17 protein-coding genes and 1 tRNA gene are annotated in these 13,443 nt (G+C 50.6%); 11 read left to right on the top strand and 7 right to left on the bottom strand.

Going from position 1 to position 13,443, the window contains the following annotated elements:
* Positions 1-181: 181 nt before the first annotated feature.
* The 3 genes from ACEW8P_RS03840 to ACEW8P_RS03830 all read right to left on the bottom strand — a co-directional run bounded on the left by ACEW8P_RS03840 (position 182) and on the right by ACEW8P_RS03830 (position 1,690).
* Positions 182-544, bottom strand: coding sequence for a type II toxin-antitoxin system HigA family antitoxin (locus ACEW8P_RS03840; protein ID WP_373511787.1), 363 nt, complete (start codon positions 542-544; stop codon positions 182-184).
* 9 nt (positions 545-553) lie between these two features.
* Positions 554-853: a type II toxin-antitoxin system HigB family toxin gene (locus tag ACEW8P_RS03835; protein ID WP_373511788.1), complete on the bottom strand. Its 300-nt coding sequence runs from the start codon at positions 851-853 to the stop codon at positions 554-556.
* Between the two features lie 63 nt (positions 854-916).
* Positions 917-1,690 (bottom strand): SDR family NAD(P)-dependent oxidoreductase, encoded by a 774-nt coding sequence (locus ACEW8P_RS03830; RefSeq protein WP_373511786.1) that lies wholly within the window; start codon positions 1,688-1,690, stop codon positions 917-919.
* A 146-nt stretch (positions 1,691-1,836) separates the two neighbouring features.
* Here ACEW8P_RS03830 and ade point away from each other — a divergent pair, with 146 nt between their 5' ends.
* The 11 genes from ade to ACEW8P_RS03775 all read left to right on the top strand — a co-directional run bounded on the left by ade (position 1,837) and on the right by ACEW8P_RS03775 (position 10,363).
* Entirely contained in the window at positions 1,837-3,465 is a 1,629-nt protein-coding gene (gene ade / locus ACEW8P_RS03825; RefSeq protein WP_373511785.1) for an adenine deaminase, read from the top strand.
* Positions 3,466-3,650: 185 nt separating this feature from the next.
* The gene (locus ACEW8P_RS03820; RefSeq protein ID WP_373511784.1) at positions 3,651-4,232 is read left to right on the top strand and encodes an RNA polymerase sigma factor; all 582 of its coding nucleotides are present in this window, start codon (positions 3,651-3,653) and stop codon (positions 4,230-4,232) included.
* A gap of 98 nt (positions 4,233-4,330) precedes the next feature.
* Positions 4,331-5,602, top strand: coding sequence for a replication-associated recombination protein A (locus tag ACEW8P_RS03815; protein ID WP_373511783.1), 1,272 nt, complete (start codon positions 4,331-4,333; stop codon positions 5,600-5,602).
* A 258-nt stretch (positions 5,603-5,860) separates the two neighbouring features.
* Positions 5,861-7,180 (top strand): tyrosine-type recombinase/integrase, encoded by a 1,320-nt coding sequence (locus ACEW8P_RS03810; RefSeq protein WP_373511782.1) that lies wholly within the window; start codon positions 5,861-5,863, stop codon positions 7,178-7,180.
* On the top strand, positions 7,177-7,530 hold the full coding sequence (locus tag ACEW8P_RS03805) for a DUF6883 domain-containing protein (protein WP_373511781.1): 354 nt from the start codon (positions 7,177-7,179) through the stop codon (positions 7,528-7,530). Before ACEW8P_RS03810 ends, ACEW8P_RS03805 begins: the two co-directional genes overlap by 4 nt.
* 2 nt (positions 7,531-7,532) lie before the next feature.
* The gene (locus ACEW8P_RS03800) at positions 7,533-7,778 is read left to right on the top strand and encodes a DUF4926 domain-containing protein (RefSeq protein WP_373511780.1); all 246 of its coding nucleotides are present in this window, start codon (positions 7,533-7,535) and stop codon (positions 7,776-7,778) included.
* A gap of 16 nt (positions 7,779-7,794) precedes the next feature.
* Positions 7,795-8,046, top strand: a complete 252-nt coding sequence (locus tag ACEW8P_RS03795; protein ID WP_373511779.1) for a DUF4926 domain-containing protein — start codon at positions 7,795-7,797, stop codon at positions 8,044-8,046.
* Positions 8,047-8,141: 95 nt separating this feature from the next.
* Positions 8,142-8,432, top strand: coding sequence for a helix-turn-helix domain-containing protein (locus tag ACEW8P_RS03790; protein ID WP_373511778.1), 291 nt, complete (start codon positions 8,142-8,144; stop codon positions 8,430-8,432).
* 13 nt (positions 8,433-8,445) lie between these two features.
* Positions 8,446-8,877 (top strand): hypothetical protein, encoded by a 432-nt coding sequence (locus ACEW8P_RS03785; protein WP_373511777.1) that lies wholly within the window; start codon positions 8,446-8,448, stop codon positions 8,875-8,877.
* An 86-nt stretch (positions 8,878-8,963) separates the two neighbouring features.
* Positions 8,964-9,929: a hypothetical protein gene (locus tag ACEW8P_RS03780; RefSeq protein ID WP_373511776.1), complete on the top strand. Its 966-nt coding sequence runs from the start codon at positions 8,964-8,966 to the stop codon at positions 9,927-9,929.
* A gap of 77 nt (positions 9,930-10,006) precedes the next feature.
* Positions 10,007-10,363: a hypothetical protein gene (locus ACEW8P_RS03775; protein WP_373511775.1), complete on the top strand. Its 357-nt coding sequence runs from the start codon at positions 10,007-10,009 to the stop codon at positions 10,361-10,363.
* 814 nt (positions 10,364-11,177) lie between these two features.
* Here ACEW8P_RS03775 and ACEW8P_RS03770 read toward each other — a convergent pair.
* From ACEW8P_RS03770 to ACEW8P_RS03755, 4 genes are all read right to left on the bottom strand, one after another.
* Positions 11,178-11,249, bottom strand: a tRNA-Arg gene (locus tag ACEW8P_RS03770).
* Positions 11,250-11,353: 104 nt separating this feature from the next.
* Positions 11,354-12,025: an NUDIX hydrolase gene (locus tag ACEW8P_RS03765; protein WP_373511774.1), complete on the bottom strand. Its 672-nt coding sequence runs from the start codon at positions 12,023-12,025 to the stop codon at positions 11,354-11,356.
* A 105-nt stretch (positions 12,026-12,130) separates the two neighbouring features.
* A complete protein-coding gene (locus tag ACEW8P_RS03760) occupies positions 12,131-12,832 on the bottom strand; it encodes a hypothetical protein (RefSeq protein ID WP_373511773.1) in 702 nt (233 codons plus the stop codon).
* Positions 12,833-12,933: 101 nt separating this feature from the next.
* The coding region (locus ACEW8P_RS03755; RefSeq protein ID WP_373511772.1) for an alpha amylase C-terminal domain-containing protein at positions 12,934-13,443 on the bottom strand (510 nt) is incomplete at its 5' end.

The raw sequence follows: 13,443 nt of genomic DNA, 5'->3' as shown, positions 1-13,443 counted from the left end.
CGATTCAGGCCGTCAGTGGCGAAGAATTTCTCGTCATAATCCTCACCGAATGCCGAGACGTCTAATCTTTTATCGTCGAGAGCAATGACTCCCGGCTTTTCCTGTTCATGCGCGCCGAAGCGAAATAGTTTCATTTATCTGTTCTGGTTTTATAGGTTTTAATGGTTGCAAATTATTGTTTTCAGCTCAGCAGTATATCAGCAGGGATGCCCAAATCTTTGTGCAAAAATTTCAAAAACCTAACACTCATCTGTTTTCTACCATTGAGAATTTCTGAAATAGTGCTTTTACTCATTCCAATTCGTTCAGCTAAGCTACTCTGCGTCAAACCTTGTTCTTCCATTTCGCATCTTAGTGCCTCAAGAGGGGAAAGGCTTTCTATTTTGTAATGTTTCTGTTCGTAATCATATATTAATAAAGACAGCACTTCCAAAAGATCTCCTTCGGGGGTGTTTCTCTTAGCATCGAAAACCTTCTGCACTTCTACTAGAGCATCATCATATTCGGCTTCAGTCTTAATCGGCTTCATTTTACTAGCTTCCATATCAATAAATTAAATCTCCACAGTTTTCGCATCTATTTTATCGTACTGCTGGTGGGTGCCCACGAATTTCAGGTAGCAGACTTGGTATTCGTAATTGAATGCTGCGACTAATCGGTACTTGTTCCAAGCAATATTGAACACTATTCTTTCATTACCCACGTAATTCGCACCTTTGAAATGGGAAATGACCTCTTGCGGAGATTGATAACTGCTCCTGCTAACTTTGCTATGCCAATGTCTTAAATTAGGTTCGGCTTCAGGATAATTCTCCCAAAACTTCTTTATGGTTCTCAGGGAAATTATTCTCATCAAGGCAAATATAGACATAAGTTCGCAAATAGCGAACTTGGTAGTAATAACCTTTTACTAGGCTTAATTATTCAGTTTCTCAAATCCACCGTCAATCAGGTAATCACATCCCGTAATAAATGCTGCCTCATCGGAACAAAGGTAGAGGGCCAGCGCACCGATCTCTTCCGGCTTGCCCATGCGGCCGATCGGCTGCGTTTTGGAGAGTTTCTCAAACATTTCCTCTTCCTGCCCAGGATAGGTTTTGGCAATGAAACCGTCTACAAATGGTGTATGTACCCGCGCAGGCGAGATGCTATTACAGCGGATATGGTCTGCCAGGTAGTCTCTGGCAACTGAAAGCGTCATGGCGAACACCGCGCCCTTGCTGGCCGAATATACGAAGCGGTCGGGAATACCTACCGTGGCGGCAATCGAAACCATGTTGAGAACTACGCCACCGCCATTTTTCTGAAAATGGGGAATCGTGGCGAAAAGACAGTTATAAACGCCTTTGATGTTGACGTTCAGGATCCGGTCGAAATCTTCCTCCGACGTAGTGTGGGCTTTGCCGATGTGGGCGATGCCCGCGTTATTAACCAGAATATCAATTTTCTGTTTGGCAGCGATCTCGTCGATCGTTTTCACCACCTCCGCTTGCTTCGATATATCGAGCGTATGCGCTACGGCCTTTCCACCCGCCGCCGTGATTTCCTCAACGGCTGTCTTCGCCTGGCTTTCGTTGATTTCCAAAATGTGAACCTCAGCCCCCTGTTTGGCAAAAATGGTAGAAATAGCCAGCCCGATACCGCTGGCTCCGCCCGTGACGAGGGCTACTTTGTGATCAAGTCGAAACATTCGGAGTTCATTCGTTTGTTACCAAAGGCGAAAATACATTGGTATTTACCTGGTTCACTAAATAATTTTAGGAAACCAAACATTTAATTATTCTGGGATTCTGCCTTTCTTTGGTCATACTCCCATCCTGATCCTGAATAATATCCATGCACGCCAATCTTCTCAATCTTTTCGACCGTACCATCCGAGAAGGCCGTCTCGCGATAAATAACGGAAGAATCGCCGGGGTTTCTTTGCTCGGCCCGGAGAACCCTTCCTTACCTTACATCCTGCCCGGTTTCGTGGATGCCCACGTCCATATCGAAAGTTCGATGCTCACGCCCAGTCAATTTGCCCGGCTGGCGGTAGTCCACGGTACGGTAGCTACCGTCTCCGACCCGCACGAAATTGGCAACGTATTGGGCATCAATGGGGTAAAGTACATGATTGAAGACGGCAAGCGAGTACCGTTCAAATTCTGTTTTGGAGCGCCCTCCTGCGTCCCGGCTACCACTTTTGAAACGGCAGGAGCCGTCATTGGGCCAAAGGATGTACGCAAGCTGTTGGCAATGAAAGAGATCGGCTATCTGGCCGAGGTAATGAACTACCCCGGCGTACTGAACGAAGACCCGGATATGATGGCAAAGATTACGCTGGCTAAGGCATTCAACAAACCTATTGACGGCCACGCCCCCGGCCTGCGGGGTGACGACGCCCGTCGCTACGCCGAAGCAGGCATCAATACGGATCACGAGTGCTTCACCTACGACGAAGCCCTTGAGAAGATCGACTACGGGATGAGCATTCTAATCAGGGAAGGCAGCGCGGCAAAAAACTTCGATGCCCTGATTCCACTCTTGGCCGAGTTTCCGAATAAGATTATGTTCTGCTCCGATGACAAGCATCCCGACAGTCTGGCAGAAGGCCACATTAACGCATTGGTCAAAAGAGCATTAACTCTGGGGCACAATGTATTTGACGTCCTGCAAGCTGCCTGTCTGAATCCCGTTTTGCACTACCGCCTGCCCGTGGGATTGCTGCGAGAGGGCGACCCGGCAGATTTTATTGTGGTCGATAATTTGGCTGATTTTAACATTCTGCAAACCTACCTGGACGGTGATTTGGTGGCCGAAGGCGGTCATTCACTACTATCCAACTTGCGCAGCGATCATGTTAACCATTTCAACTGTTCGCCTAAAAAGCCTAGAGACTTTGTCTGCCAAGCTTCGGGGGAATCTGTCTCCCTACGGATCATCGAGGTACTTGATGGACAGCTTATCACGAATAGTGTTCAGGAAGAAGTTCAGGTTAAAGACGGGGTTATTGAGAGCGACGTGGAACGGGATATTTTGAAAATAACGGTCGTCAACCGCTACGAAGAAGCTGTCCCCGCCGTAGCTTTCGTCCGCAATTTTGGCTTGAAAAGTGGGGCCATTGCCTCCTCCGTCGGCCATGATTCGCACAACATCATTGCCGTGGGCTGCGATGACGAAAGTCTCTGCCAGGCCGTCAACGCAGTTGTGGAAGCCAAAGGTGGCATAGCGGTGGTAGGTCATAACCAAACGCATATCCTCCCGCTTCCTATCGCTGGTCTGATGACCGATGTCGATGGCTACGCTGTGGCCGAGAATTACACCCGGCTCGATCAATTCGTAAAGCAGAAGCTGAGCTGCACGCTAGCATCGCCATTTATGAGCCTGTCATTTATGGGGCTTTTAGTGATCCCTGCCCTGAAACTCAGCGATAAAGGACTTTTCGACGGAGATAAATTTTCTTTCGTTCCCGCTTACGGGTAACGGGTAAAGTTATTCGTCTCTGTTTTTGCACAATTCCCGGATTTAAGAAAATTTAATCGACTTGGAAATTAATATTCCCTGTGCGATATTTTTTTTTAATGTTTTTTTATAAATATATTTACAAGTGTAAAACAGACCCTTATTAGTAATTTGCATCTAACCTCTAATCATCCTAACCCCCGCTTATGGCCTACGTACGGTACAAACAAGAAGAAGAACTGCGTTACTGGAACCAGTTCAGAAAAGGCGACGAAAACGCCTATGCCTGTCTTTATCAATCCTACGTCCACATTCTCTATCAGTACTGTTCACAATTCACCGTTGACAAGCCCCTCATTAAAGACTGCATCCACGATCTCTTCGTCGAGTTGTGGAAAAACCGCAAAACCATTGGCGACACGACTTCGGTTCGCTTTTATCTCATGGCTTCCATCAAGCGCAAGCTGGTGCGCCACCTCAACGCCCTGCAGAAGCACACAAGCAACGAGGATATTCCCGTAGAGTACTGGCACATTCATACTACCTCGCACGAGAAAGATTTGATTTCGGACGAGGAGTTCGAGGCCACTAACCAGCACCTCAACAAAGCCATCAACCACCTGCCCCGTCGGCAGCGTGAGGCCATTTTCCTGAAATTTTACATGAACATGAACAACCAGGAAATTTCCGACCTGATGAAAATCAATATTCAGTCGGTCTATAACCTGGTCTTCGGAGCGTTGAGCAATCTTAAAAAGAACATGACACTGGAAAGCGTGACGCTTTAATACTTTTTGTTTGGAAAAGCGCGGTCTTCTTTGGGAGGTCGCGCTTTTTTTGTGCTTTGTCCCTTTGCTCCTCCTTTCCTACCTTCGCCCCAAAAATCATGCACCCCAACGCCGCTCCACTGGCTGAGCGAATGCGTCCGCATTCGTTAGCCGATTACGTAGGTCAGGAAAAACTCGTTGGTCCGAACGGCCCTTTACGCCGGGCCATTGAGAGCAATACTATCCCGTCGCTCATTCTGTGGGGGCCGCCAGGCGTGGGCAAAACGACGCTGGCTTTCCTGATCGCCGAGGCGACTAAGCGGCCTTTTCACAGCCTGAGCGCAGTAAGTTCGGGCGTAAAGGATCTGAGAGAAATTCTGAATAGACCGATGGGGCTTTTCTCCCCTATTCTGTTCATTGACGAAATCCACCGCTACAACAAAAGCCAGCAGGATGCCCTGCTCGGGGCCGTGGAAAAAGGGCAGGTTACGCTCCTTGGCGCCACGACCGAGAATCCCTCTTTTGAAGTGAACTCTGCGCTGCTTTCGCGCTGCCAGGTCTATATTCTGGAATCACTTGGTGAGCAGGAACTGCGAGAACTGGTGGATCGGGCCTTGGAAAAAGACGACTGGTTACAGAAGAAGCAGATAAGTTTTGAGTCCTACGACGCTCTGTTTCGGCTTTCAGGCGGCGACGGGCGCAAGCTGCTGAACCTGCTGGAACTCGTCGTGCTTGGCGAAGGTGTAAAGGAAAGCATCGGTATCACCGACAAACTCGTGACGGATGTGGCCCAGCAAAGCATGGCCCGCTACGACAAGTCGGGTGAGCAACATTACGACATCATCTCGGCTTTCATCAAATCCCTGCGCGGCGGCGACCCCAATGCCGCTCTCTACTGGATGGCCCGCATGATTGTAGCCGGGGAAGACCCGGTCTTCATAGCCCGGCGAATGCTCATCATGGCTTCCGAAGATATCGGTAATGCTAACCCAACCGCTATTATTATGGCCAATTCCTGCATTCAGGCCGTGAAGGCTATCGGCTACCCCGAGTGTCGCATCATCCTGTCGCAGGTGGCAGTGTACTTAGCTACTTCGCCCAAGAGCAACGCCAGCTACCTGGCGATCAACGAGGCTATTGCCCTTGCCGAAAAAACGGCTCACCTGCCCGTACCTTTGGCCCTGCGTAATGCTCCGACCAAGCTCATGAAACAAATTGGGTATGGAAAAGACTACAAGTACTCGCATAACTACGAGGGAAATTTCGCGCAACAGAACTTCCTGCCCGATGAGCTGCAAGGTACTTCGCTATACAAACCTGGACAAAATGCGCGGGAAGAGGAGATCAGGAAGCGGCTGGCGCAGTGGTGGGGGGAGTGGTATGGGTATTGAATAGACTGCACCTAAGTAAAAAATCCGCTAACCATTTAATGATTAGCGGATTTTTTAAGTGCACCCGAAGGGATGACAACCTTATGATTTGTTTAAATGCCATTTATCGTAAAAAACCTGATTTATAGCGTTTTAAGGCGTATTAGTGTTTAACTAGATTTAATGAAATACAGAGGAATTTAAAAAAACTGGTACCTTTTCTGGTACCTTTAGAAGAAACGTTTATCTTTGTCCTGTTCGATTCTTAACAGCAATGACATGACAAAAGTGAGCGTGAGGTTTAGCCTCAAGAAACTCGATGCCACCAAGGCTACGCCGATCCGGTGCCGGATATGCTACGCCAATCAACGCCTAACCTACTACACGGGCGAATCTATCCTACCTGAATTTTGGGATAATACAACCCGCCGCCCGCGCAACACCCGCGAGTTTGCCCACTACCTAGAACTCAAAACCCGCCTCAACCAGATAGAGAAGTTGGTACCCAAAGTGCTACTCGACTATCAGAACGAGCGGGGCGACGTGATACCCTCCACGGACGCAATCAAGACTTTACTTGATCTCCACCTAAAAACGAAGGAGGACGCGCCCGCGGATGAGGATCACCCGTCCTTTCTCCAATGGGTCGAACGCTTCATTGCCGATATTAAGAGCGGGGCGCGTTGCATTCCCAAAACCGGAAAACGCTATTCCGTCGGGTCGATCAAAAATATCAGTTCGGTATTCAAGACCCTGACCACCTTTGAGAAAACTCAGCGGGTACGCATCGAATTTGAAGACGTTGACCTCCACCTCTACCAAAAACTAATTGCCTACCTCAACCGACAGGGATCAGCGACCAACCACAAAGGCAACGTGATTAAATACGTGAAGGTCTTTATGAAACAGTCGATGAAGGACGGGCTACACACCAACATCAAATTTCAAGACAGCGAATTTGTGAAACCGTCGGAGGAGGTAGAAAGTATCTACCTCAACCACGAAGAATTAAACCGCCTGTTTGAACTCGATTTGTCCGGTACGCCGGGACTTGACCGCGTCCGCGACCTCTTTTTAGTGGGTTGCAATACGGGCCTACGCTATTCCGATTTATCGCAGGTACGGAGCAGCAACATTACCACCAACGACACCGGGGGCCAAATTTTGCGCGTAAGGGCGCAGAAAACTAATAAACCCGTGTACGTACCGATTAGCCACCAATTACGCGCGATACTCGATAAATACGACGGTTCCGCGCCGCCCACGATCAGCAACCAGAAGGCCAACAATTATTTGAAAGAAATAGCCCGCCGCGCCGGGATTGACGATCCCGTAGAAACGACCCGCAACAAAGGGGGCCGCCGCGTGACTGTCAACCGCCAAAAGTGGGAAGAGGTCACGACGCACACCGCCCGCCGGAGTTTTGCCACCAATGCCTATAAAAACGGAGTTTCGACGCTGGATATAATGAAGTTGACCGGACACAAAACCGAAACCTCCTTTATGAAATATATCAAAATTAGCGAAGAGGAAACCGCCACGCGCCTACTCGATCACCCGTTTTTCCGGCAATCGTCAGCTATACGCATAGCGCAATGATGGAGCCTGACGAGCGATTGCCAGGCGGCGAACTTGCCATAGTAGCAGCGGAGAAAGTGGAGGCGTACCTCCTCAACCCTTTCCACAGCCAGAACAGCGGGAAGGCGCAATTTTTCGCGATAGCCGGGTATAGCCAGACGCAGCCCGACCGATTGACGGAGGATTTAAAAGAGATAGCCCGCACGGGGCGCGTGACTACCGTTCAGCCAACGCCCAGAGGCATGAAGTACGTAGTAAAGGGGATAATCACCGCGCCCAACGGCCGGGACTACGCACTAAAAACCGTGTGGCTCATAGATGACAACCAGGAAGTACCCAGATTTTTAACCGCCTATCCAAACAAAAAATAACCATGCACAAGGATTTAGATTTAGTAGCACTCCTCAATGACCGCCCGGAGCATACCCTCCACCGTGGCGACGTGGGAACCGTGGTACATGTGTACGAGGCCACCCCAACCGACAGCAGCGGATTGTACGAAGTGGAGTTCATGAACGCCGCCGGGGATACCGTCGCGGTAGTGACTTTACGCGAGGATGAAGTAAAGGCCGTAGAACTGCAAAACGTAATGCTGCATCTTAGTGACCGAGCCGCCTAAAAACTTTATCATTCCCATGCACAGGGAACTTGATTTAGTAGCCCTCCTCCACGACCTGCCAGAGCATAACCTCCACCGGGGCGACGTGGGTACCGTGGCGCACGTTTACGAACCCGTATCGGGAGACAGCGGCGACTTTCACGTAGTGGAGTTTATGAACGCCGCCGGGGATACCTTAGCCGTGGTATCGCTCAGAGGTGAAGAGGTAAAGGCCGTAGAACTACAAAACGTGATGCTGCACGTTAGCAACGGTATTGTATCGTATTGAACATAAATTCGCGCGATTTAAAGCATAAATTCGCGCGATTTGGCATCTAACGGAGGTGAAATTAATTCCTTTGCATCGAATCAAACGCTATTCGTATGCAAAGTATCATCACCACCCAATTCACGCCCGACGAGTTAACACAAATCATTCGGTTAGCCGTGTCGGAGGCATTGACCGCCTTCACCCCCTACCCTACCCAGCCGCCCACGGAGCCGCGCTATTTGAGCCGTAAGGAAACCGCCGCCCAATTAGGCGTAACCCTAACGACGCTATGGGAGCGCACCCGCACGGGCGAAATCACCGCCCACAAGTTCGGCCACCGGGTACTTTACAAACCCGCCGACGTGGAGGCCGCGCTCAGTAAGGTTAAAGTAATTCACTCCTAACCCGCGCGACCCGATGGCTACTAAATGTTCATTCTCAATCAATGGGAAAACCACGGATTATTTCCGTGAAGAGTACCAACTCAACGACAGCACCGGGAAGTACGAAAAACTTCCCACCGGGGTACCTTTCAACTACCTACCCGCCGAACTATGGACGGAAGAGGCAAGGGACGAGGTAACGCGCCGCTATTCAAACGGTACCATCATTACCGGACGGATCCGCGACAAAACCCGCCTTTTCTTCACGGGCCTACGAAACACACCCTTTGCCGGGTACCTCCACGGCAACGACTACGACAAATCAGAGGTTTGTTTCCGTTTCTGGCAAAGTGATACCCGCCTGACCGTTTTCTACTTCCGTAAAATCCGGGTGTTTCCGGCGCAGGTCAACGCCTTCTATTCTCAATTCATCACCCAGCTACACCAGCAGCCCGCGACGGTATAGGATCAACAAAAAAGGGGATAGGCAAATGCCCATCCCCTTTTTACTTAATGTTCGATTCTCACACAACGGGCGTAAAACACACCGCTATGATTGATTTTGTAAAGATATGGATTTACGATGAGGAACTGACCCGGCAACTTTTAGAAAATGCCCGGTTAGGGTTCCAGCGGGGCCGCGACCGCTATACCTCAACGCCGTACAAGAATTTGAAATTTACCCTGCACGATTCTGGAAGAACCGAGATAGCCGGGAGCCTGCATAAGTATTTCAACGACGGGGCGCACAACTGGAACAACTTTACCCGCGTCGATTTGTGGGACACTATACACGACCTTTGCCAATGGCTCAAAATTGCGCCCTCACAGGCCGAACTAAAAAACGTGGAGTTTGGGGTCAACCTTACGACACCGTTCAGCCCGCCGGAATTGTTGCGCGACCTGATAGCCTACAAATCGTATTCATTCGGGCGCGTGTCCGTCCGCAATGGCGGCAACTACTACCAGGCCAAAAACTTTGACTGCTTCGTGAAGTGCTACGACAAAGGCGCACAGTACGAGCGACCGGGAAACCTGCTACGCTTCGAGGTGAAGGTAAAATCAATGCGATTCCTCCACGGGGCCGACGTGCGGACGCTGCAAGACCTGATGAAGGCCGAAAAGTTGGCGACGTTGGGCGCGATGCTGTCCGAGGCATGGGAATTGGTATTGATCCGCGAACGTTTGCCAGCGACCAAATTAACCGCCAACGAGCGCGACACCGTGGAAACCGTCACCACCCAGGATTTAAAAACCATTGGCCGGAGGCAGCGGTACCAACTCCTGAAAGAGTACCGCACTTTGGTAGAGCGCACCCTCCACGGCGACGGGACACCGCCCAACGGAACGCCGCCCGACCGCAAAAAGGTAGTGGCCGGACTTATCCGCGACAAGTGGCAGCACCTGACGAAAGGCGACGTTTGCAACGACTTGCAACCCGCCGAAGATGCCGGAAGACCGGACGTTTGCAACGACCCGCAACCCGTAGCCGCAAAACCGGACGTTTGCAACGTTTAGGTATAGTTTGCAAACGTCCTGATGTACCACAAGTAAAAACATCACCACCACCACCAACAACAACCCCGCCGCCGCCGATGACGACGGTACAACGTCGATGCAAGACCACGGGTATAGGTATCGATAGCCAGCGAAGGGACAGCGTTTTTATAAGTGAGAAGACGGTGAAGGCAAAACCGGAGGAGGTGAAGGCGAAAATAGGCCCGCGCCGAACCAACAAGAGAAGACGGAGCTACCACGATGAAACCTACCGCACCGCTCACCACGCCCGCAACGACGACAGCAACACCCGCAACAACACGCGCCGGAGTATCGAGCGGGCTATCTGTCAAACGCCCTTATTCGATCCGCTGGAAGTACTACGACTGACGCCGGAGCAGCGGCAAGTAATGGAGTACTGGAAGGGTACGCCGTGGGAGATCAAAGGACTGTGACAACCGACCGACCCCCCAAACATGTATCGTGTCAAAATTTCAAAAATCAGACACTATAAAAAAGGGCCGCCGGAACGTTAACCGCCAAAGGCCGGGGGAGTGGCAGTTTACTGCTGACAACCGACCGACCCCCCAAAGACGTATCGTGTCAAAATTCACTACCCTTTTTTTCATTGCAGGGTACATTTGCCCAGCCGAAGGGAGGGGAGGGTAAAAACCTTAACGTCTTTGCCGTGTATACCGACCGACCCCCCAAACGCGCATCGTGCCAAAATTCAGAGGGGGGGGGTAGTTTCGCCAGAGCGCGGCGGGGCCAAAATTGGCGATAAATAAACTGCAAAACAGGCTAAAAACAGGCAATATAACTACCTCCGCCCGCCCGACAGAGTACGACCGTACAACAGGCGGTTTAATTTGAAAGTAATTAGATGAACACCACCGCTGACCACCTACGCAGTCTTACTAAATACAGCACAAGAACAGCAGCCGGAAGGAATTATTAGTGTCCATAAAAAAGGCGGGCCGTTCGTCCCGATGACGAACCCCACCCGTGGCCAATCACGGCACGATCACAACGCAATCACAACATGAAAGGCAATTTTCGGAGTTCCAAAAAAGGCGTGGCCACCGCCCGAACTGCTGACCGCGAAAACGCCAACTAACGCGAAACTCCAAGTTTGCCCGATTATTCTACACCGATGAGAAGGAAGGGTAAAAAACCGCGTCAGTTTGAAAAACTGGTACCTTTTCTGGTACCTCTGAAAAATGAAATCCGCTAACTAACTAACAGTTAACGGATTAAAGTAGAATGTTGTGCACCCGAAGGGATTCGAACCCCTATCGTCGGTACCGGAAACCGAAATTCTATCCATTGAACTACGGGTGCTTTGGGTATCGGGGTGCAAATATAGGCGTAATTTTAAAATTGCGGCAATATCAACCGTGTAGTTTCCGGCAAATACTGTGAAAATCTAGGGAGTGATAGCTGCTTCATAGCTTCTTCAATAATTCCCAATCGCCTACTTCTTTTAAGTATAGATAATCCAGTAGGATGCCATTGGTATTGGTAATCAGTCGATGGCCTTTGACGAAGGGTGCGATGTGGGTCGTGATGCGCTCATGATCCGATTCGACGCCCATGTTCTGATCGTGGTAGGCCATGATTTCGGCACGAGGTAATTCGACTTCATAAAAGAAAAAATACATGGCTTCGTCACTGGTACCGGTGGAAGGGTAGCATGGATGATTCAGCAGTCGGGTTAGTTCTTCTTTTGCCACTTCGACGCCCGTCTCCTCGTAGACTTCGCGGGCGGCTACAGCGGCGGGGTCGCTTTCGCTGTCGAGCATCCCCGCCGGGTGTTCGTAGGTGTAGCCACCATCGCAGATGCGCCGCTGTTTAACCAGTAGCAGATATTTCTCGCGGGTAGTTTTTTCAATAAAGCAAATCAGCACGCAAACGACCTCTCCTTTCAAAAAGCAAATCGGGGGAATTTTATCACCCTCGGGCGTAGTGGCGTCGGTCATCAGCAATGAGAAGAGTACTTCTCCGTCGCCTTTCCGCCGGGAGTAGATTTCCTCAATGTTATGAATGTCCAGTCCGTTGACTTCCAGCTTTTTACGCCATAGTCGGTACTTGTGCGAATCCGTAAGTTTTTCAGCCATAATTTTCTAAGGAGAAAAGGAGGATGGAAAAAAGAATGCTGGCGCAAGCCCGCAGGGTCGGCCTCGTCCTTTCCTTCTTTTATCCTCTCCTCCTTTCTCCTCTATTTAATTATAAAGCGGAAAAGACAACGCCACGTAGGGCATTTGGTATCCAGACGAGAATCGTTTCTGCCCGTTATTGAGCTTAAAATCTGAGCGGTAGGAGATCTGGCCAATCATATATCCGAACTTAACGCCCACTTGCTTACCAAGCCAAATCCTGACGAAGGCTTCGGCCTGGCCATTGTTATTGCGCAAGAAGGCAGGAACGGCATTCAGGTTGGCCGGGGCGATGTCAACGCCCTCGCCGTTCAGTTTAGGGCTAATTGTGTCGGATTCCGCTATGCTGCTGGGATCCGCTATGCGGTAGGTAGCAGTTCTTCTTTTACCAAAGGCAAAAGACAGCAGATCGGCATTTGCGCCAATATCCACGAAGTTACCCAGTCGCAGGCTCATGCCCATCACGAAGCTAAATCCCGTAGCTGATGCCCGACTGAGTTGCATGGTATCGTCCATGGAGCTACCACCTGGAGCCGTCAGATAAGTATCCTGGGCCTGGTAGTTCCACACCCGTCCCCCGCCCGTTAGCCTAAGCCAGGGTGCGTTCGCAGGTTGAATTGTCTGGTAGTAGAGTAAAGACGGACTAAAATGCCCCTTACCAAAGCCCGTGCCGACATCCAAACCCGCCGAAACGCGGGAAATGCGCTGGGCCTGGGCCGTAAAGGTGGAACAGCCGATCAAAAGGGCCGCTAGGAAGACTTTTCTCATGTGTTGCAGGTAGTTTTTTCGAAGGGCAAAGGTAGGAAAAAGCCCAAAAGAAAAAGGCGGTTTGAGCAACCGCCTTTCTGAATAAACTGAATTCGTTAAATTCACTCCTTCTTCAAAACTACCGCTCCCAAAGGCGGCAGATTCATCCGCACCGACTGCGGCCGTCCGTGCCACTGCTGATTTTCACTAGCCACGGCATTCGGGTTGCTCACGCCGCTGCCGCCAAACTCCGTGGCGTCGCTGTTGAAAACTTCCGTCCAGTCGCCTTCCGAAAGTACCCCCACGCGGTAGTCGGGGCGGGGAACGGGCGTCAGGTTCAAGATTACTACCACGTTTTCGGACGCTTTGAGTCCTTTACGGGCGTAGATGACGACTGAATTCTCACGATCCTGAGTGTCGATCCACTCAAAGCCTTCGGGCGAGAAGCTGTGTTCGTACAGGCTGGGTTCGGCGCGGTAGAGTTCGTTGAGGGCCTTCACGCAGTTCTTGATTCCCGCGTGCGGGCCGTGGTCCAGCAGGTGCCAGTCGAGACTTTTCTCAAAATTCCACTCAGAAGGCTGCCCAAATTCGCAGCCCATAAACATGAGTTTGGTGCCGGGATGGGTGTACAT

This window comes from Persicitalea sp. (assembly GCF_041751555.1).
Classification (GTDB): Bacteria; Bacteroidota; Bacteroidia; order Cytophagales; family Spirosomataceae; genus Persicitalea.
Note: the sequence above shows the minus strand (reverse complement) of the source record. Positions and strands in the feature narration are given on the sequence as shown.